General features: G+C 30.2%; 23 protein-coding genes and 1 tRNA gene. 17 read left to right on the top strand and 7 right to left on the bottom strand.

The window, feature by feature from the left end; all coding sequences use genetic code 11:
- Positions 1-2: 2 nt before the first annotated feature.
- A complete protein-coding gene (locus tag Q8S45_RS09745) occupies positions 3-608 on the bottom strand; it encodes a TetR/AcrR family transcriptional regulator (protein ID WP_305604188.1) in 606 nt (201 codons plus the stop codon).
- Between the two features lie 129 nt (positions 609-737).
- Between Q8S45_RS09745 and Q8S45_RS09740 the strand changes: the two genes are divergently transcribed.
- Together Q8S45_RS09740 and Q8S45_RS09735 are read left to right on the top strand one after the other, a co-directional pair.
- Complete coding sequence (locus Q8S45_RS09740; protein WP_371133011.1) at positions 738-1,739, top strand: polyprenyl synthetase family protein; 1,002 nt, start codon at positions 738-740, stop codon at positions 1,737-1,739.
- Positions 1,739-2,083 carry a hypothetical protein gene (locus tag Q8S45_RS09735; protein WP_305604187.1) on the top strand — a complete coding sequence of 115 codons (345 nt, stop codon included), beginning with the start codon at positions 1,739-1,741 and terminating at the stop codon, positions 2,081-2,083. The genes Q8S45_RS09740 and Q8S45_RS09735 overlap by 1 nt, the downstream gene beginning before the upstream one ends.
- Here the strand turns inward: Q8S45_RS09735 and Q8S45_RS09730 are convergent.
- Positions 2,067-2,585 carry an alpha-ketoglutarate decarboxylase gene (locus tag Q8S45_RS09730; protein ID WP_305604186.1) on the bottom strand — a complete coding sequence of 173 codons (519 nt, stop codon included), beginning with the start codon at positions 2,583-2,585 and terminating at the stop codon, positions 2,067-2,069. The genes Q8S45_RS09735 and Q8S45_RS09730 overlap by 17 nt on opposite strands.
- A 101-nt stretch (positions 2,586-2,686) precedes the next feature.
- Between Q8S45_RS09730 and Q8S45_RS09725 the strand changes: the two genes are divergently transcribed.
- Positions 2,687-2,760: transfer RNA gene (locus tag Q8S45_RS09725), tRNA-Ile, on the top strand.
- A 134-nt stretch (positions 2,761-2,894) separates the two neighbouring features.
- Here Q8S45_RS09725 and Q8S45_RS09720 read toward each other — a convergent pair.
- Positions 2,895-4,154: a dicarboxylate/amino acid:cation symporter gene (locus Q8S45_RS09720; RefSeq protein WP_305604184.1), complete on the bottom strand. Its 1,260-nt coding sequence runs from the start codon at positions 4,152-4,154 to the stop codon at positions 2,895-2,897.
- A 358-nt stretch (positions 4,155-4,512) separates the two neighbouring features.
- Here Q8S45_RS09720 and Q8S45_RS09715 point away from each other — a divergent pair, with 358 nt between their 5' ends.
- Positions 4,513-4,686 carry a PID-CTERM protein-sorting domain-containing protein gene (locus Q8S45_RS09715; RefSeq protein WP_305604182.1) on the top strand — a complete coding sequence of 58 codons (174 nt, stop codon included), beginning with the start codon at positions 4,513-4,515 and terminating at the stop codon, positions 4,684-4,686.
- A gap of 2 nt (positions 4,687-4,688) precedes the next feature.
- On the opposite strand, the gene Q8S45_RS09710 is transcribed toward Q8S45_RS09715, so the two are convergent.
- Positions 4,689-5,273 (bottom strand): riboflavin synthase, encoded by a 585-nt coding sequence (locus Q8S45_RS09710; RefSeq protein WP_305604180.1) that lies wholly within the window; start codon positions 5,271-5,273, stop codon positions 4,689-4,691.
- Between the two features lie 64 nt (positions 5,274-5,337).
- Here Q8S45_RS09710 and pdxA point away from each other — a divergent pair, with 64 nt between their 5' ends.
- From pdxA to Q8S45_RS09675, 7 genes are all read left to right on the top strand, one after another.
- Positions 5,338-6,390: a 4-hydroxythreonine-4-phosphate dehydrogenase PdxA gene (gene pdxA / locus Q8S45_RS09705; RefSeq protein ID WP_305604178.1), complete on the top strand. Its 1,053-nt coding sequence runs from the start codon at positions 5,338-5,340 to the stop codon at positions 6,388-6,390.
- Positions 6,391-6,459: 69 nt separating this feature from the next.
- Positions 6,460-7,044 carry a DUF177 domain-containing protein gene (locus tag Q8S45_RS09700; RefSeq protein WP_305604176.1) on the top strand — a complete coding sequence of 195 codons (585 nt, stop codon included), beginning with the start codon at positions 6,460-6,462 and terminating at the stop codon, positions 7,042-7,044.
- Positions 7,031-7,228, top strand: coding sequence for a 50S ribosomal protein L32 (gene rpmF, locus Q8S45_RS09695; RefSeq protein ID WP_305604175.1), 198 nt, complete (start codon positions 7,031-7,033; stop codon positions 7,226-7,228). The genes Q8S45_RS09700 and rpmF overlap by 14 nt, the downstream gene beginning before the upstream one ends.
- Positions 7,229-7,380: 152 nt before the next feature.
- Positions 7,381-8,376: a beta-ketoacyl-ACP synthase III gene (locus tag Q8S45_RS09690; protein WP_305604174.1), complete on the top strand. Its 996-nt coding sequence runs from the start codon at positions 7,381-7,383 to the stop codon at positions 8,374-8,376.
- 28 nt (positions 8,377-8,404) lie between these two features.
- The gene (gene accB / locus Q8S45_RS09685) at positions 8,405-8,887 is read left to right on the top strand and encodes an acetyl-CoA carboxylase biotin carboxyl carrier protein (RefSeq protein WP_305604173.1); all 483 of its coding nucleotides are present in this window, start codon (positions 8,405-8,407) and stop codon (positions 8,885-8,887) included.
- An 81-nt stretch (positions 8,888-8,968) separates the two neighbouring features.
- A complete protein-coding gene (accC, locus tag Q8S45_RS09680) occupies positions 8,969-10,312 on the top strand; it encodes an acetyl-CoA carboxylase biotin carboxylase subunit (RefSeq protein WP_305604171.1) in 1,344 nt (447 codons plus the stop codon).
- 88 nt (positions 10,313-10,400) lie between these two features.
- Positions 10,401-10,865, top strand: coding sequence for an Lrp/AsnC ligand binding domain-containing protein (locus Q8S45_RS09675; RefSeq protein ID WP_305604169.1), 465 nt, complete (start codon positions 10,401-10,403; stop codon positions 10,863-10,865).
- 67 nt (positions 10,866-10,932) lie between these two features.
- On the opposite strand, the gene Q8S45_RS09670 is transcribed toward Q8S45_RS09675, so the two are convergent.
- Entirely contained in the window at positions 10,933-11,634 is a 702-nt protein-coding gene (locus Q8S45_RS09670; RefSeq protein WP_305604284.1) for a zinc metallopeptidase, read from the bottom strand.
- Between the two features lie 75 nt (positions 11,635-11,709).
- On the opposite strand from Q8S45_RS09670, the gene Q8S45_RS09665 reads away from it, so the two are divergent.
- The 6 genes from Q8S45_RS09665 to Q8S45_RS09640 all read left to right on the top strand — a co-directional run bounded on the left by Q8S45_RS09665 (position 11,710) and on the right by Q8S45_RS09640 (position 16,115).
- Positions 11,710-12,741: an asparaginase gene (locus Q8S45_RS09665; RefSeq protein WP_305604167.1), complete on the top strand. Its 1,032-nt coding sequence runs from the start codon at positions 11,710-11,712 to the stop codon at positions 12,739-12,741.
- A gap of 295 nt (positions 12,742-13,036) precedes the next feature.
- Entirely contained in the window at positions 13,037-13,789 is a 753-nt protein-coding gene (locus Q8S45_RS09660) for a MotA/TolQ/ExbB proton channel family protein (RefSeq protein ID WP_305604282.1), read from the top strand.
- Positions 13,790-13,797: 8 nt separating this feature from the next.
- Positions 13,798-14,265 (top strand): hypothetical protein, encoded by a 468-nt coding sequence (locus Q8S45_RS09655; RefSeq protein ID WP_305604165.1) that lies wholly within the window; start codon positions 13,798-13,800, stop codon positions 14,263-14,265.
- A gap of 7 nt (positions 14,266-14,272) precedes the next feature.
- On the top strand, positions 14,273-14,887 hold the full coding sequence (locus Q8S45_RS09650) for a biopolymer transporter ExbD (protein ID WP_305604163.1): 615 nt from the start codon (positions 14,273-14,275) through the stop codon (positions 14,885-14,887).
- Between the two features lie 9 nt (positions 14,888-14,896).
- Positions 14,897-15,367, top strand: coding sequence for a biopolymer transporter ExbD (locus tag Q8S45_RS09645; protein ID WP_305604162.1), 471 nt, complete (start codon positions 14,897-14,899; stop codon positions 15,365-15,367).
- A 73-nt stretch (positions 15,368-15,440) separates the two neighbouring features.
- On the top strand, positions 15,441-16,115 hold the full coding sequence (locus Q8S45_RS09640; RefSeq protein WP_305604161.1) for a porin family protein: 675 nt from the start codon (positions 15,441-15,443) through the stop codon (positions 16,113-16,115).
- Here the strand turns inward: Q8S45_RS09640 and Q8S45_RS09635 are convergent.
- A complete protein-coding gene (locus Q8S45_RS09635; RefSeq protein ID WP_305604159.1) occupies positions 16,103-16,519 on the bottom strand; it encodes a hypothetical protein in 417 nt (138 codons plus the stop codon). The genes Q8S45_RS09640 and Q8S45_RS09635 overlap by 13 nt on opposite strands.
- A gap of 199 nt (positions 16,520-16,718) precedes the next feature.
- Entirely contained in the window at positions 16,719-18,182 is a 1,464-nt protein-coding gene (gene rpoN / locus Q8S45_RS09630; RefSeq protein WP_305604157.1) for an RNA polymerase factor sigma-54, read from the bottom strand.
- Positions 18,183-18,208 lie beyond the last annotated feature (26 nt).

Here is an 18,208-nt window from a genome sequence, read left to right as displayed (position 1 = left end):
TCTTAAAATTCGTTTTGTTTTAATTGTTCTTCTAAAATTTGTAATCCTTTTAATGTTGCAATAGCTCTTGTATGATATTCAAGAACATTGGTTTCTAATTTGTTTAATGTGTTTTTATTGTAGGTATACAAAGAGGAATCGTGAACGCTCATAGCTAATGAAAAATAAAATTTTGTAGTAAGATCTTTGTCTATTTCTTTTCTGTACAAACCTTCTTCAATACCTTTTTCAATATTATTTAAAATGCAATCTTTAAACATAGAAAATTCTTTTTCCATCATTCTAGTATATGTTTTTGGATAGAATTTTTTAAGTTGATATATTGGTGAATCATCAGAATTTTTCATTAAATCTTTAAACATTTTTTTAATTTCAAAATTTTCTTGAATGGCATTGAATCCTTTCTCACAAATGCATAGTACAGATTTATGCATTATATCATGTAAATGCACGGTGGTTTCATCTACTAATTCTTCTTTATTTTTGAAGTGTTTATAGATAGTTTTTTTTGATATAGCTAATTCATTGGCAATATCGTCCATGGTTACACTTTTAAAACCGAGTTTTAGAAAAATTTCTCCAGCTTTTTGAAGAATTTCACACTTCATAATTATTGAATTTTATTTAAAATAGTGTGCAAATATAAAAAAGGAAACTTTAAACACCAAATAAGTTTCCATAGTTTTTAAATATTTTTTTAAATGAATGAGAATATCTTTATTTTAAAGTTGAAATGAATGATGTATTTTTACTCAAAATTAAATTGTATGCAAACCGTTGATACCTATAAAGAAGATTTTTTAACCTATTTAAACTCACAAGTAATTGTTAAAGAGCCAGTTAATTTATACAACCCTGTTTATTATATGTTGCAGTTAGGTGGTAAAAAATTGCGCCCAATTTTAACCATACTGACCTGTGATTTATTTAATGGAGACTACAATAAATCTTTTGATGCTGCTCTTGCGGTTGAGGTTTTTCATAATTTCACCTTAATACATGATGATATTATGGATAATGCTCCATTAAGAAGAGGAGAGGAAACTGTGCATAAAAAGTGGGATGTAAATACAGGAATTTTATCGGGTGATGCTATGATGATTATGGCTTATAAATGTTTTGAAAGTTATGAACCACAATTGCAAAGTGAGTTGCTTTATGTTTTTAATAAAGCCGCTTTGGAGGTTTGTGAAGGACAACAATTTGATGTAGATTTTGAAACTAGAAATGATGTTACAATTGTTGAGTATATTAAAATGATTACTTATAAAACATCTATTTTAGTTGCTGTTGCTATGCAAATGGGTGCTATAATTGCAAATGCAAAAACAAAAGAGGCTGAGGCTATTTATAATTTTGGGTTAAACTTAGGAATTGCTTTTCAATTGCAAGACGATTATTTAGACACTTTTGGAGATTCCAAAATTTTTGGTAAGCAAATAGGAGGTGATATTTTAGAAAATAAAAAAACTTTTTTATTTTTAAAATGTTTAGAAATTGCAAATGATGTAGATAAGAATGATTTGTTGCACTGGTATGGTTCAAATTCAAGAGTTGATGAAAAAGTTGAAGCGGTAACCAATATTTTTAAAAGAAACCAAGTTTCCGAACAAACTATTCAAGAAATAAAACAGTATACCCAAAAGGCATTTAGTTTTTTAGATCAGCTTTCTATAACTGAAGATAAGAAGGAGGTTTTAAAAAATTTCGGAAAAACACTAATGAAAAGAAGTGTGTAATGTTAGCCTTAAACTCAGATTTATTATTAGAAAAAAGTGTTGCGGAAAGTTTATTTACAAAGTTGGTAGGGCAATTGAACAAGGATTTTCTTTTAGCAAACCTTGAAGAACAATTTCATGAAACTATTTCTCCTGAAGAATTAAAGGAAAAGTTAAAAACAGTATTAGTTAAATTGATTGCAACTAATTACGACGGCTACTTAAATCTGTTATATAGAATTGATGTTTCGGAAAAAGAACTCAGCCAAATTCAATTTGAAAATATGAATGAGGCTGTCGATCAAATTTCATTCGTTATTTTAAAACGAGAATTTCAAAAAGTATGGTTTAAAAGTAAACTCTAAATACTGGACTTAAAGCAGAAGAATATAATAAATTTTCTTGTTTATCAAATAAAACATCATATCTCAATCCCATAGCAATATTTCCTGTTACATATTCTATTCCAAAGTACCATGCAGGTTGCCAAGCAGAAACATTTTCAGGGAAATAAAATTTCTTATCCATCTTTAATTGTTCAAATTCACTTGAAATTTGAAAATTAGAAGCAGGTTTGTATAAGGCAATAATGCTTCCTCCAAATATGTTGGTAGTAGATTCATACCCGGATTTTGTTTTAACATACACATATTTTAAACCAAACCCAGCTGCAAAAGAATTAGAAAAATCGTAAAGGGCACTTGGAGAAATTGAAAAAGTGGTGTAATTAGTTCCAAAAGACATATTTATACCACCACCAAACCGAACATCATCCATAAATCGATGAGGTGCCAACTCAGAATTTTGACCAACTACAATCAGTGATGTGAAACTTATAAAAGTGAGTAAAATTATAATTTTGTTCATATTAGAAGTTTGTTGCTAAGATAAAAAAATAATTAATTATTTTTTCTGAAAAATAAATTGTTCATACCATAAATATGTATTATTTTTGCATCCTAAATTTAGGTCCCATAGCTCAGTTGGTTAGAGCACCTGACTCATAATCAGGTGGTCCTTGGTTCGAGCCCAAGTGGGACCACATAGAAGTTAAAAAGTTACGTTTCAATAGCGTAACTTTTTTTTTGAAATGACTTAATTGTTTTAAAAAAAGAGACTGTGAGTTAGCTATATTTAATTTGAAAAGGCTAGATATTTTTAACTTGTTTTATCAATTTAAAGATTAGCAGTTTTTGATAACCATTTTTTACCTTCTGAAATTCGAGCAACAACCATTGCAGAAACTAAGTCGCCATTAGCATTCAATAAAGTGGCAACTGGATCAACTAAGGTTCCAATAATCATAGCAGCTGGTAAAGCTTGCTCCATTGGGAAACCATAAACTGTAATTGCCAGTACTTCGCCAATATAACCACCATTTGGAATCCCACCTTCAACCACAGATACTATTACCGTAATCCCTAATGCTAAAAGAAGTGTGCTTGGATCTGTAAAATCTTTACCAAACATTGCAAAAAGAACAGCAATTTTAATAATGGACGACATGGCAGAACCATCTTTATGTAAAGGTGCTCCCAACGGAATTGTAACGTTGCTAATGTAAGATGGAATTTTCATATCCTCAGCAGCTTCTAAATTCGCTGGTATGGTTGCAATACTGCTGCATGTTCCTAAAGCAGTTAATGATGGAGTAATATTATTTTTCCAAAAAACACCTAAGCTATGTCTCCCACCAGCCAAAAAGGCATAGAAACTAAAAAATACGATAAAATAAAAAATACTTACGCCATAATAAAGTCCTAAAGGTTTTGCATACGCGCCAAATAATTGGGGACCAAAAATTCCTACTTGGTAGGCAAAATAGGCACCTAATCCTATTGGTGCAGTTTTCATTATTATATGAAGCAATTGTTTCATTACTTCATCACCTGACTTCAAAAAATTCTTAAAATAGTGCCCTTTTTCTCCAGATTGTAATGTAGCAAAACCCACTAAAAAGGAGAATAATATTAAAGCTAACATGTTTTTTCGTGATAATAATTCAAAAAAATCATTGGTAGTAAGCAACTGTGTAATTTGCGAGCCTGGGCTTCCTAATTCAATGCTTTCTATTGGAAGTTCAGATAAAATAATGTCTTGATGTATTGGAAAAATCAAAACGCCAATTATCATTAAAACAGATGAAATAAGTATAGTACCTAAGAAAACAACTATAACAACACCAAATAATTTTCCAAGTTTCCCTGTTTTATCTAACGTAGCAATGGAAGAAGCGATTGTAAAAAATATAAGTGGAATAATAGCCGTAAATAATAAGTTTAGAAAAATATCACCCAATGGTTTTATGATTAACACGTCTTTTCCATAAATTAAACCTAAAATACTTCCAACTACAATACCGCCTAAAAGCAATAAAATACTACTGTAATTTTTTAAAAAACTACCTGAAACTATATTTTTATTTTTTGATTCCATTTTTTAAATTATTTTGCAGTAAATATATAAATGTAATTCAATTATGATTATAATTTGTCATCAAAAAAAGGAAGACAGTTTTATTTCTTAATAAAAACAATTTAATTTTTGCACAGATTCTAAAAAATTATATTTGCGTTATTTTGGTCTTGAAAAAGTTAAATAACACCAAGTTGGATAATTATTAAACAATAAATTGACCTTGTTTTTGACTCTTTTTTATCAAATTATCTAACATTATAAAACCTAAACAGCATAACAATTCATAAAGTTTTTCGTTCCATATTATAAAATTAGTACATTTGTTAAATTCTATGATTTGAAATTATGTAATAAAAATTGTAACCCCAACCCCAAAATGAAACTTAAAATAAATAAATACTTTCTAAGTATTTGCTTTTTTTTATTTTTAAAAACAGTCATTATTGCTCAACCACCAATACCTGTTGGTTTGCCTATTGATGGAGGGTTGCTTTATTTGCTTGCTGCCGGTTTGGTTTATGGTGTTTTTAATTTAAAAAAGAAAAACTAACTTTATTTTACCAATAATTTGGCTACATATTTTCCAATTACATCAAACTCTAAATTTACAATCGTACCTTTTTTAAAAGTGTGAAAATTAGTATGTTCTTGCGTATATGGTATTATAGCCACAGAAAAAGTGCTTTCGCCAGAATTAACCACAGTTAAACTTACTCCATTTACAGTTATGGAACCTTTTTCAATAGTAATATTGCTCAATGCTTTGTCATATTCAAAAGTATAAAACCAACTTCCATTTTGCTCTTCAATAGTAGTGCAAATAGCTGTTTGATCTACGTGTCCTTGAACAATATGCCCGTCTAACCGATCACCTAAAATCATAGCTCTTTCAAGGTTAATTTTATCTCCAATGGTTAAATTCTTAAAATTGGATTTATCGATGGTTTCTTTTATAGCGGTTACCGTATATTTATTATTATTAGTTGCAACGGTAGTTAAACAAACGCCGTTATGCGCTACACTTTGATCTATTTTTAATTCGGATGCGATAGTGCTTTCTATAGTAATGTGTAAATTATCACCTTCTTGCACTAAATTTTTAATAACACCTAAAGTTTCTATAATTCCTGTAAACATATTTTTTTCAATTTTATTTGATTACTTTTGACCCATTCAAAAATACATATAATTAACCTTATTTATGGACAATTCTGAAAAAATAATACTTGGTATTTCTATTGGAGATTATAATGGAATAGGTATAGAAATTATCTTAAAAACCTTTTCAGACAAACGAATGTTTGATTTTTGTACGCCTGTTATTTTTGCTTCTGCCAAACTGATTTCGGCCTATAAAAAGTTTATTGATTTCGACATACAAATTAATGGTATTAAAAGAGTTGAGAATGCTATTGATGGAAAATTAAACGTGCTTAATTTGTGGAACGAAGAATTTGAAATTAATCCTGGGGAAATATCGAAAGAAGCAGGAGCATATGCTTTTAAATCACTAGAAGCAGCAACCAATGCATTATTAGTTAATGAAATTGGAGTGTTGATTACGGCACCTATTAATAAGGATAACATTCAATCAGAAAATTTTAAATTTCCTGGTCATACTGAATATTTAGAGTCTAAAATAGACGGAGAAAGTTTAATGATTTTAATGTCTGAAAATTTAAAAATAGGACTTATAACTGGTCACATTCCAGTTTCAAAAATTGCATCTGAGGTAACTTCAGCATTAATAAAAAAGAAAGTTGAAATTCTGCACAAAACACTTATTCGCGATTTTGCCATTACAAAACCAAAAATTGCAGTTTTAGGTTTAAATCCGCATTGTGGAGATAATGGTGTAATAGGTTCTGAAGATGATGAAATTATAAGACCAACTCTTGCTGAAATCCAGCAGGAAGGTAAATTAATTTATGGACCTTATGCAGCAGATAGTTTCTTCGGTTCAGGCAATTATAAAAATTTCGATGCTATTTTGGCAATGTACCACGATCAAGGGCTTGCGCCCTTTAAAACACTGTCATTTGGAGAAGGTGTAAATTATACTGCAGGATTGGATAAGATTAGAACATCACCCGATCACGGTACTGCTTATGAAATAGCAGGTAAAAATAAAGCCAATATAAATTCTTTTAAAGAAGCGGTTTTTACTGCTTTAAAAGTTTATAAAACAAGAACTGAATATAAAAGTTTGATTGAAAACACTTTAAAAATTAGCGTTCAAAAGGAAGATCATTAAATTTTCAAAAAAAATTTTAATATTTATAGATATAATTATATCTTTGCACGCTCAAATTGAAGTTCTAATATGAAAGATTTAAAGGAGTTTGATATTTCTTTTGTAGGATTAAAAGAAGGAATCCATCAGTTTGAATACATAATTGAACAAAAGTTCTTTGATTTTTTTAAGTACGAAGAGTTTAATAATTCTGAAGTAACCGTGAATTTGTCTTTTTTAAAAAAGGCAACTATTTTTGAATTAACGTTCAATTTTAATGGATGGGTCGAGCTTGCCTGTGATCTAACAAATGAGTTATACCATTATTCTATTAAAGATGAATTGAATTTAATTATTAAATTTGGTGAAGAATACAATGATGAGAATGAGGAATTATTGATTTTACCTCATATGGATTTTAAAGTAAATGTTGCACAATATATATATGAAGCAATTGCTTTAGCAATACCATTTAAAAGAATTCATCCAGGAGTTTTAGACGGCTCGTTAAGTTCGGAAATACTTGATAAATTGAAAGAGTTTGAACTTCAATCACATGAAGAATTAGAGCAAGAACAAGAGGCAGAAGCCGAAACAGACAAGGAAATAAATCCTGTTTGGAGTAAATTAAAAAATATACAAATAGATAAAAATACAACCAATGGCACATCCTAAAAGAAAAATATCGAAAACGAGAAGAGATAAAAGAAGAACTCATTACAAAGCTGTGGCTCCTCAAGTTGCAATAGATCCTACAACGGGTGAAGCTCATTTATACCATAGAGCACATTGGCACGAAGGAAAACTTTATTATAGAGGTCAAATCGTAATAGATTCAGAAGAAATTATTCAAGCTTAATAAAACTCGGTTTTAGGCAAAAAACTCTCAATTTTGAGAGTTTTTTTTGTTTTTTGACCTCTTTTTTATCAAAAAAGTGAATTTTTTAACCAAAGTTTAAGAATAAAATTCACTACATTTGAGCCTCTTTTTTAACTAAAAGAAATTAATTTATGACAAAAATTACTGCAGCCATAACCGCCATTGGAAAATACGTACCAGACGATATTTTATCGAATGAAATGTTGGAAAAAATGGTAGATACTAATGATGAGTGGATTTTTTCAAGAACTGGAATAAGAGAACGCCGTATCTTAAAAGGAGAAGGTAAAGGAACTTCTTTTATGGCCATTAAAGCTACTCAAAACTTAATTGAAAAGAGTAAATTAGACCCAGCCGAAATTGAAATAGTAATAGTTTCCACTGCTACACCTGATATGCAAGCTGCTGTAACTGCTGCATTTGTTGCAAGTGAAATTGGAGCCGTTAATGCTTTTGGGTTTGATTTAGAAGCGGCTTGCTCTAGTTTTTTATACGGAATGTCTGTTGCTGCAAAATATATTGAGTCTGGCAGATATAAAAAAATACTACTAATTGGTGCAGACAAATGCTCGTCTATGATAGATTATACCGATAGAGCTACCTGCATTATTTTTGGAGATGGCGCAGGTGCAGTTTTATTTGAACCTAATTTTGAAGGTCTTGGTTTACAAGATGAATATTTAAGAAGTGACGGAGCAGGAAGAGATTTTTTACAAGTGAAAGCAAGTGGTTCAATGTATCCTGTTACAAAGGAGGCTATTGATAAAAGAGAGAATTTTGTTTATCAAGATGGGAAAACAGTATTTAAAAATGCCGTTTTTAATATGGCCGATGTAGCTGTCAAAATATTAAAAAGAAATAATTTAACCAAAAAAGATGTAAATTGGTTAGCGGCACATCAGGCAAATAGACGTATTATTGAAGCGACTGCAAATAGAATAAAATTAGAAAGTTCTAAAGTAATGATGAATATTGAGCATTATGGGAATACGACCTCTGCAACTTTACCATTATTACTTGCCGATTACGAAACACAATTAAAAAAAGGAGATACTATAATTTTTGCTGCATTTGGAGGTGGATTCACTTGGGGATCTATTTACTTTAAATGGGCATATAATTCTTAATAAATTAACAACCTAAAACTATTCGAATATGGATTTAAGAGATATTCAAAACTTAATTAAATTTGTTGCTAAATCTGGCGCAAGCGAAGTAAAGTTGGAGATGGAAGATATTAAAATAACCATTAAAACAGGAGGTGAACGTTCTGAAACGACCTATATTCAACAAGCTCCAATGGGCATGCAACAAATGCCAATGGTTGCTTCATCTGGAGAACAAGTTTCTCAGCCAACCGTTTCTGCTGAAATTAAAGCAGCTGAAATATCAAGTAAATATATTGAGATAAAATCTCCAATTATTGGAACGTTTTATCGAAGATCTTCACCAGATAAACCTGTGTTTGTTGAAGTTGGAGATATTGTTTCTAATAATACCGTTGTTTGTATTATTGAAGCAATGAAATTATTTAATGAAATAGAATCTGAAATTTCGGGTAAAATAGTTAAAATATTAGTAGAAAATGGTACACCAGTCGAATTTGGTCAGCCATTATTTTTAGTGGATCCATCTTAATATAAATCCCAATTTTCAATGCTAAATTCCATTTTAAATGTAATGGAGTATGTTTTTGATTATTGAAAATTTAAAGAATTTATGTTTAAAAAAATATTAATTGCCAATAGAGGCGAAATAGCTTTGCGAGTTATTAGAACTTGTAAAGAAATTGGTGTTAAAACCGTAGCCGTTTATTCCACTGCAGATGAGGAAAGTTTACATGTTCGATTTGCTGATGAAGCGGTTTGCATAGGTCCTCCTCCAAGTAGTGAATCCTATTTAAAAATGTCAGCTATTTTGGCGGCTGCAGAAATAACCAATGCAGATGCTATTCATCCAGGTTATGGATTTTTGTCTGAAAACGCCAAATTTTCTAAGATGTGTGAAGATTATAACATTAAGTTTATTGGTGCTTCAGCTGATATGATTAATAAAATGGGAGATAAAGCTTCGGCTAGAGCCACCATGAAGGCTGCTGGTGTTCCTACAATTCCAGGTTCAGAAGGTTTATTAGATACATTTGAAGAAGCTGAAAGTTTAGCCGATGAAATGGGTTACCCTGTAATGATAAAGGCAACTGCTGGTGGCGGTGGTAAAGGAATGCGCGCTGTTTGGGAGAAAAGCAAATTACAAGGAGCTTGGGATTCAGCCAAACAAGAAGCTGCTGCTAGTTTTGGAAATGATGCCATGTATATGGAAAAATTAATAGAAGAACCACGTCATATTGAAATTCAAATTGTTGGTGATGCATACGGTAGAGCCTGTCACTTATCTGAAAGAGATTGTTCTGTTCAACGTCGTCATCAAAAATTAACTGAGGAGGCACCATCACCATTTATGACCCCTCAATTGAGAAAAAAAATGGGAGAGGCAGCTATTAAGGCAGCTGAATATATTGCGTATGAAGGTGTTGGTACTGTTGAGTTTCTGGTAGATAAACACCGAAATTTCTATTTTATGGAAATGAATACTCGTATTCAGGTAGAACACCCAATTACGGAACAAGTAATAGATTACGATTTGGTTTATGAGCAAATAAAAGTTGCAGCTGGAATACCAATTTCAGGTAAAAATTACCTGCCAAAATTGCATTCTATAGAATGTAGAATTAATGCTGAAGATCCTTATAAAGATTTTAGACCCTCACCAGGAAAAATTACAACACTTCATTTACCAGGAGGTCATGGTATTAGAATTGATACTCATGTGTATGCAGGGTATACAATACCTCCAAATTACGATTCTATGATTGCTAAACTTATTACAACTGCTCAAACTAGGGAAGAGGCAATAAGTAAAATGAAAAGAGCTTTGGATGAATTTGTGATTGAGGGAATAAAAACAACCATACCATTTCACAGGCAATTAATGGACCATCCAGATTATATATCAGGAAATTATACGACTAAATTTATGGATGACTTTATTATTGAAAAAGAATAATAAATATAGTTTTAAATATAAATTAAAATAAAGGATATGATGTTTCATATCCTTTATTTTTTTACTTTTAATTTCAAATTTAAACTTAATGAAGTCAAAAGAGTTACATATTGATGGTATAGATAAAATAATTTTATCTTATTTAATGGAAGATGCAAGAACGCCCATTCTACGTATTAGCAAAAAAATTGGAATTTCTGGAGCGGCCATTCATCAACGGTTAAGAAAATTAGAAGCATCAGGTTTAATTACAGGTTCAAAATTTGAGATAAATACAAAGGTTTTAGGTTATAAAACCCTTGCATTTGTTGGAATATTTTTAGATACTGCAAGTAAATATTCGGCAGCATTAAACCGTTTAAAAGAAATTCCAGAAGTTATTGAAAGTCATTATACAACTGGTAATTATGCAATTTTCATTAAAATTTTATGTAGAGATAATGAACATTTAATGAGTTTATTAAATAAAGACATACAATCTATAAAAGGAGTAGCACGAACTGAAACTTTTATTTCACTAGATCAGCAAATAAATAGACAGATTAAATTATAATTTCTTTAAAAAGGAAAAGAGGATTGAACAGGTGCTCAACCCCCTTTAATATTTTTATACAGGTTAGTTAATCTCTAGAACCTAGAACCTGTAAACCCCAGTAAAGTAGCATTGCTAAAGAGCCAATTGCAGCAACTAAATAAGTTCTTGCCGCCCATTTTAACGAATCTTTTGCACCATCTTGTTCAGCATCCGTGAGCATATTGTTCGATTTTAGCCAACCCAACGCTCTATTGCTTGCGTCATATTCAACAGGTAAGGTAATAAAACTAAATATTGTTGCCATAGCCATCATTAACAGTCCAATTATAGCTATAGTTTGTCCAATACCACTTGCGCTACTAGATACTGCACCTAAAATTAGACCACCAATTACCAGCCACTGTGAAAAATTAGAAGTAACTGACACCACAGGAACTAATTTTGATCTCATTTCCAAATATTGATATGCCTGAGCATGTTGAACAGCATGACCAACTTCGTGCGCTGCTACAGCAGCTGAAGCAGCATTTCGTTCATTATAAACAGATTCGCTTAAATTTACGGTTTTGTCTGCAGGATTGTAATGATCCGTCAATTTTCCAGCGGCTGAAATAACTTTTACGTCAAATATTCCATGGTCGTGAAGCATTTTTTCAGCAATTTCTCTCCCACTTAACCCATTTCGAAGTTGAACATTGGAGTAGAATGCAAATTTTCTCTTTAATTTATTGCTAACTAACCAACTTGCTAGGGCAATAATTCCAATTAATATATAAAATCCCATAATTTCTTTTTTTAGTATTGTGTTTTAAATTTGGTAAATTTACAACATAAATTATTCCAAAACTATAGACACGACAAAATGGCAAAAATCCCTCATATTTTATTAATTTACACCGGTGGTACCATTGGAATGGTAAAAGACTTTAAAACGGGAGTATTAAAAACCTTCAATTTTAATAAATTGATAAAACACATTCCGGAGATTAACCACCTTAATTGTACAACCGACAGTATTTCGTTTGAAGAACCAATAGATTCTTCTAACATGAATGTTTCAAAATGGATTTCAATTGCAACAATTATTGAAGAAAATTATAATTTGTTTGATGGTTTTGTTGTATTGCACGGTTCCGACACTATGTCTTTTACCGCTTCTGCCATTAGTTTTATGTTCGAAAACTTATCAAAACCAATTATTTTTACGGGTTCTCAACTTCCAATTGGAGATTTGAGAACAGATGCCAAAGAAAACCTTATAACTTCTATTGAAATTGCTTCTGCACAAGAAAACGGAAAACCTATTGTGCAAGAAGTTTGCCTCTATTTTGAATATAAATTATATAGAGGAAATAGAACTACAAAGGTAAATGCAGAGCATTTTAACGCATTTACATCGCCAAATTTTTTGCCGTTATGTGAAAGTGGGGTTCATTTAAAATTCAATAAATCGTTGTTTTTTAAAAATAGCACAACAAAACAATTACAGGTTAGAAAAAAATTGGATAATAATATCGTAATTCTTAAAATATTTCCGGGTATTACAAAAGAAATAGTTAAGAGTATGCTAGAAATTAAAGGGTTGAAAGGAGTTGTATTAGAAACTTATGGCTCAGGAAATGCACCCAATGAAGCGTGGTTTATTAATCTTTTAAAAGGGGCTGTTTCAAAAGGAATTCAAATTATAAATGTAACTCAATGTATTGGTGGTAATGTTATTATGGGGCAATATGAAACCAGTATTGAATTGAATAAAATTGGAATTATTAGCGGTAATGATATTACTACAGAATCTGCTTTGGCTAAACTCATGTATATGTTAGGTGAAAAAATTCCGAAAAAGGACTTTAAATCAATTTTCACTACTTCTTTAAGAGGTGAAATTAGCAATTGAGAATAATTTGTTTTTCAACTAAAAATGTTTTTAATGGAAAAAAATTTAATAAATAGTTACAATATGGGTATTTTATTGTGAAAAATAAAAAAAATGGAACATTCTGTAAAAATATTTTAAAGTGCATATTATATTTTTAAAATTCAACATTTTTTTGTTACTTGCCAAACGCAAAAGAAGTCACAAATAAAGGTGATTAAGAAGATAAATATTCTTCATACTCTTTAAAAAGACTCGTTTGTTTGAAATAAAAATCATATATTTAACCAGAAAATTAATAAATAACTATTACATGATGAAAAGAGTATTTACTATCCTTGCGATTACAGGATTATTGTTATTCGGAGCAGCACCTCAAGCATACGCACAAGAAGATGCAGCAAACACAGAAGAAGTTGCAATAGATGCAGCAGAAACTAAAACCTTTCACCAAGAATTAAAACAACGTTTTATTGAAGGTGGACCTTTCTTTATGGGTATTGTATTAGTAACCTTAATTTTAGGATTAGCTATTGCAATTGAAAGAATTATCTATTTAAATATGGCAACTACTAATACTAAAAAATTAGTAAGTGCCGTTGACGATGCATTATCTTCAGGAGGTGTTGAAGCTGCAAAGGAAGTTTGTAGAAATACAAAAGGACCAGTTGCTTCTATTTTTTATCAAGGTTTAGATAGAATGGATGAAGGTGTTGATGCAGCTGAAAAAGCAGTTGTTGGTTATGGTGGTGTTCAAATGGGATTACTTGAGAAAAATATTTCTTGGCTATCTTTATTTATTGCTTTAGCTCCAATGCTTGGTTTCATGGGGACTGTAATTGGTATGATTAGTGCATTTGATTCAATTCAAGCTGCAGGAGATATTTCACCAACAGTTGTTGCAGGAGGTATTAAAGTGGCATTATTAACAACAGTATTTGGTTTAGTTGTTGCAATTATTCTTCAAGTATTTTATAACTATATTATTTCTAAAGTAGATAGTATTGTTAACGGTATGGAAGATGCATCAATTTCACTTGTTGACCTTTTGGTTAGATATAAAAAATAAAACGAATTATGAGTGATAAAAATTCAAAAATATTAACAATAATCGTTGGAATAATTGGTTTTATTGGCATATTTTTCTTCTTTAGAATTATGGCTGAAGGTGATGAAGCTATTACAGCTTCACTTGCAAGTGGCGGTTCAGATTCAATTGTAGCGCCATTTATTACTTTCTCGATTATTTTGTTAGCAATTACTATTATTATTGCAGTAGGTTACTCTATGCTTAACCTTGCCAAGCACCCTGATGTTTTAAAAAGAACCATGATGGGAGTTGGTGTTTTGGTTGTAATATTAGTAATTTCATATGTTTTAGCTTCAGATGCAGCTGTAACAGATGCGATGGGAAATGTATTACCTGATGGAGAAGCGGGAAGCGTTTCGAAATGGGTAAGTACAGGTATAAATTATAGTGCAATTTTAGGAGTAATTGGCTTTGGAGCCTTTGCAAGTGACTTTGTAAAATCACTATTAAAATAAAATAGTTATGGCAAGAAGAGAAATTGGAGAAATTAATGCTGGTTCAATGGCAGACATTGCGTTCTTGCTTTTAATATTTTTCTTAGTAACTACCACTATGGATGTGGATTCGGGTATCGCAAGAAAATTGCCTGAAAAAACAGATATAAAGTCAGATGTTATTGTTAAGGAAAAAAACGTTTTAGATATTGTTGTAAATAGAAATAATCAGCTTTTAGTTGAAAATGAATATGTGCAAGTTACAGATGTTAAACGCTTAGCAATGAAATTTTTGAATAATGGTGGCGGATTAAGTACTCCAACAGATGGGAAACCTGCAGAACCTTGCGATTATTGCACAGGGGATAAAGATCCTTCATCTTCAGATCATCCTACAAAAGCTATTATTTCACTTCAAAGTGATAGAGGAACTTCGTATGGAATGTATATTTCAATTCAAAATGAAATTGAAGCGGCTTATAATCAATTAAGAAATGATTTAGGTAAAAGATTATACAATAGATCTTATGATGAGTTATTAAAGGAGTATTCAGATAATCCTTCTGAGAGTATAAATGTTAAAATAAGTAATTTGAAGGATAAATTTCCTCAAATTATTTCAGAACCTGAACCAATAAAATAAATATCAGACATGAGCAAGTTTAAAAAGAAGAAAAAAGGATTACCTGCTATATCTACGGCATCGTTACCTGATATTGTATTTATGTTATTGTTCTTTTTTATGGTATCTACAACTATGAGAGAAACTGATTTAGTAATTAAAAAACCAGTTTTACCTCAAGCTAGTGAAGTTAAAAAGTTAGAGCAAAAAAGTTTAGTAAGTACCATTTATGTTGGAAAATCAAAGGATTCAAGAGTTTCTGGAGATAAAATTCAAGCAAATGATAAAATAATTGATGTTAAGGATGTTATAAGTTTTATATTTTCTGAACGTGCGTCAAGAAAGGAAGAAGAAGTTAAGTTTATGACAACTTCTATAAAAGCAGACAAGGAAGCTAATGTTGGAACTATAATTGATATTAAAGAAAAACTTAGAGATATTGATGCTTTAAAAATTAGTTTTTCCACAACACGTGGTACTGATATAAAGAGTAATTTCTAATTAATGCAAAAATTATTAAAAAGGCAATCATTAATTTGATTGCCTTTTTTAGTTTAATAAAGTATATTTGATTATGAAAAATTGTGTATTTGTTATTATATCATTTTTTTTGATTCAAAATAGCTTTTCTCAAGAAGTGAGTGACTCTATTGGAATTTACTATTTAGAAGATCAACTCTATGTTTCATTTCATTATAATTTAATAGAAAGCGCTCCAAAAACATTAAAATCAAATGGGTTTTCTGGTGGGTTTTCAACTGGATTTGTACGAGATATTCCCTTAAATGAAGACAGAAATTTTGGATTTGGTATAGGTTTAGGATATGTATATAGTGTTTTTATTCAGAATTTAAAAATTCAAAATGAAGATGGGAATAGTATTTTTTCTATAGTTGAGGATTTTAGTACTAATAAGTTATCTTATAGTGCCTTAGAAATTCCTGTTGAAATGCGATGGCGAACTTCTGATATTAAGAAGTATAAATTTTGGAGAATTTATGGAGGTTTTAAAGGTTATTATGTCCTACAAAGTAATTATAAATTTGTAGATGAAAATATTAAAATTAAAAGTAAGAACATTTCGGAAATTGAAAAATGGAGTTATGGATTAACTCTTTCCGCAGGACATGGCCATTGGAATTTGTATTTGTATTATGGTTTGAAACCTATTTTAAAAAATGTACTGAATACAAATGAAGGTTTTCATTTACGAGAAATGAATATTGGTTTAAAATTTTATATAATGTAAATTAAGAAAACAATTAACTGTGAGCTTAAGCCGACCAATAGACCAAATACTACTTCTTTAAAAGTGTGCGCTTGTAAATTAAGCCTTGAAGACGCAACTATACCAGCTAATGCAAATGATACTGCAATAAAAATCAACATATTTATTTTGAAGAAAAAGCTAAAATAAATTAAAAAACCTGTTAATCCTGCTATTGCCGAGGCATGTAAACTCATTTTAATTTGTAAATGTAACAGTAAATAAGAAATAATTAAAGAAACTCCATATCCAAAATAAAATAATCCCAAAAGATCTACTAAACTAGATTTAAACAACCAATTTCCAATAATATATGATAATGTAATGAATAAAAGCGTTGGAAATTTTCTTTTTTCAATGCTTGGAATATGATAACTTTCTATCATTTGAAATTTTTTTAATAAAAACAAAAGAAAAAGAGGAAATAAATAACCTCCTATAATTATCACTAATAACACTAGTTGTCTTAAATCTTTTGAAACGAATGTAGGAATTAGGAAAAAATAAAAAAACACTCCAATAATTGGAATGTTAATAGGGTGCAGTAAATATGATATAAACTTGGATATTTTCATAGCAATTATACTATATTTCTTTTCTTAAACGAGCAACTGGAATGTCCAATTGCTCTCTATATTTGGCAACAGTTCGTCTTGCAATTGGATAGCCTTTATCTAATAAAATAGTTGCTAATTTATCATCTGTTAAAGGTTTTCTTTTAGATTCCTCATTAATAACGGTTGAAAGTATATTTTTTATTTCAATAGTTGAAACATCTTCACCTTGATCATTTTTCATTGATTCTGAGAAGAATTCTTTTATTAGTTTTGTTCCATAAGGGGTTGATACGTATTTGCTATTTGCTACCCTAGAAACGGTGGAAACATCCATTGAAATCGCATCTGCGATATCTTTTAAAATCATTGGTTTTAACTTACGCTCATCACCAGATAAAAAATACTCTTTTTGGTGTCTCATAATGGCATTCATATTTAATAATAATGTTTGTTGACGTTGTTTTATAGCATCAATAAACCATTTTGCAGCATCCAATTTTTGTTTGATAAATTGAACAGCATCTTGCTGAGATTTAGATTTAGTATTAGACTCCTTATAACCTGATAAAAGATTGTTGTATTCCTTAGAAATATGTAATTCAGGGGCATTTCTAGAATTCAAGGTAAGTTCTAATTCTCCTTCAATAATTTTAATTGAGAAATCGGGAACAATTTGTTCTGCAAACTTGTTACTTCCAACAAAAGATCCTCCAGGTTTTGGATTCAATTTTTCAATTTGCTGAATTGCTTCCTTCAATTTTACTTCAGTAATATTGTACTTTTGAGTAAGTTTTGTATAATGTTTTTTAACAAAATGGTCAAAAGAATTTTCTAATATGGCAATAGCTAAATTTCTGCTTTCTTTTTCTTTTTTATTCTTTAGTTGAATAATAAGGCATTCTTTTAAATCTCTTGCACCAACTCCAGATGGTTCTAGTTGCTGAACAACTTTTAGTAATCTTTCTAATTCTTTTTCAGTGGTATAAATATTTTGAGTAAATGCTAAATCGTCTAAAACATCAGCTAAATCTCTTCTTATATAACCGCTATCATCGATGCTGCCAATTAAAAAATCTGTGATTAATTCTTCTTCTTCCGTTAAAGTAAATGTATTTATTTGACTTTTTAAGTGTTGAGTAAAAGACGTTCCAGAGGCGTAAGGAACATGCTTATCCTCATCATCTTCTGCGTAATTATTAGATTGTGTTTTATAATTAGGAATTTCATCATCACTTAAATACTCATCAATATTTATGTCTTGAGCATCAATACTTTCAGTACCCGAATCGTCATATTCATCTTCAGTTGAGGTACTAGAAAATTCATCAAAATCTTCATTCTCATCAGCATTCTCTAGGGCAGGATTTTCTTCTAATTCTTGTTTTAAACGTTGTTCAAATTCCTGCGTAGGAAGTTGAATCATTTTCATGAGTTGAATTTGCTGTGGAGATAGCTTTTGTTGTAATTTTTGATGTAAACTTTGTCTAAGCATAAACTATTATAAAATAGATTTAGTTA

The organism is Lutibacter sp., from assembly GCF_030692605.1.
Lineage (GTDB): Bacteria > Bacteroidota > Bacteroidia > Flavobacteriales > Flavobacteriaceae > Lutibacter.
The sequence above is the reverse complement of the archived record's forward strand: the minus strand, read 5'-3'. Positions and strand labels throughout refer to the sequence as shown.

What these genes read in the sequence shown, in the direction of transcription:
- Q8S45_RS09720 (WP_305604184.1), bottom strand. Translation starts at nt 4,154, where the DNA reads ATGGAATCAAAAAATAAAAATATAGTTTCAGGTAGTTTTTTAAAAAAT.
- Q8S45_RS09735 (WP_305604187.1), top strand. Translation starts at nt 1,739, where the DNA reads ATGTTAGCCTTAAACTCAGATTTATTATTAGAAAAAAGTGTTGCGGAA.
- Q8S45_RS09700 (WP_305604176.1), top strand. Translation starts at nt 6,460, where the DNA reads ATGAAAGATTTAAAGGAGTTTGATATTTCTTTTGTAGGATTAAAAGAA.
- Q8S45_RS09710 (WP_305604180.1), bottom strand. Translation starts at nt 5,273, where the DNA reads ATGTTTACAGGAATTATAGAAACTTTAGGTGTTATTAAAAATTTAGTG.
- Q8S45_RS09645 (WP_305604162.1), top strand. Translation starts at nt 14,897, where the DNA reads ATGAGCAAGTTTAAAAAGAAGAAAAAAGGATTACCTGCTATATCTACG.
- Q8S45_RS09650 (WP_305604163.1), top strand. Translation starts at nt 14,273, where the DNA reads ATGGCAAGAAGAGAAATTGGAGAAATTAATGCTGGTTCAATGGCAGAC.
- Q8S45_RS09660 (WP_305604282.1), top strand. Translation starts at nt 13,037, where the DNA reads ATGAAAAGAGTATTTACTATCCTTGCGATTACAGGATTATTGTTATTC.
- rpmF (WP_305604175.1), top strand. Translation starts at nt 7,031, where the DNA reads ATGGCACATCCTAAAAGAAAAATATCGAAAACGAGAAGAGATAAAAGA.
- Q8S45_RS09640 (WP_305604161.1), top strand. Translation starts at nt 15,441, where the DNA reads ATGAAAAATTGTGTATTTGTTATTATATCATTTTTTTTGATTCAAAAT.
- accC (WP_305604171.1), top strand. Translation starts at nt 8,969, where the DNA reads ATGTTTAAAAAAATATTAATTGCCAATAGAGGCGAAATAGCTTTGCGA.
- Q8S45_RS09740 (WP_371133011.1), top strand. Translation starts at nt 738, where the DNA reads ATGATGTATTTTTACTCAAAATTAAATTGTATGCAAACCGTTGATACC.
- Q8S45_RS09715 (WP_305604182.1), top strand. Translation starts at nt 4,513, where the DNA reads ATGAAACTTAAAATAAATAAATACTTTCTAAGTATTTGCTTTTTTTTA.
- Q8S45_RS09745 (WP_305604188.1), bottom strand. Translation starts at nt 608, where the DNA reads ATGAAGTGTGAAATTCTTCAAAAAGCTGGAGAAATTTTTCTAAAACTC.
- Q8S45_RS09665 (WP_305604167.1), top strand. Translation starts at nt 11,710, where the DNA reads ATGGCAAAAATCCCTCATATTTTATTAATTTACACCGGTGGTACCATT.
- Q8S45_RS09655 (WP_305604165.1), top strand. Translation starts at nt 13,798, where the DNA reads ATGAGTGATAAAAATTCAAAAATATTAACAATAATCGTTGGAATAATT.
- Q8S45_RS09635 (WP_305604159.1), bottom strand. Translation starts at nt 16,519, where the DNA reads ATGATAGAAAGTTATCATATTCCAAGCATTGAAAAAAGAAAATTTCCA.
- pdxA (WP_305604178.1), top strand. Translation starts at nt 5,338, where the DNA reads ATGGACAATTCTGAAAAAATAATACTTGGTATTTCTATTGGAGATTAT.
- Q8S45_RS09690 (WP_305604174.1), top strand. Translation starts at nt 7,381, where the DNA reads ATGACAAAAATTACTGCAGCCATAACCGCCATTGGAAAATACGTACCA.
- Q8S45_RS09675 (WP_305604169.1), top strand. Translation starts at nt 10,401, where the DNA reads ATGAAGTCAAAAGAGTTACATATTGATGGTATAGATAAAATAATTTTA.
- rpoN (WP_305604157.1), bottom strand. Translation starts at nt 18,182, where the DNA reads ATGCTTAGACAAAGTTTACATCAAAAATTACAACAAAAGCTATCTCCA.
- Q8S45_RS09730 (WP_305604186.1), bottom strand. Translation starts at nt 2,585, where the DNA reads ATGAACAAAATTATAATTTTACTCACTTTTATAAGTTTCACATCACTG.
- accB (WP_305604173.1), top strand. Translation starts at nt 8,405, where the DNA reads ATGGATTTAAGAGATATTCAAAACTTAATTAAATTTGTTGCTAAATCT.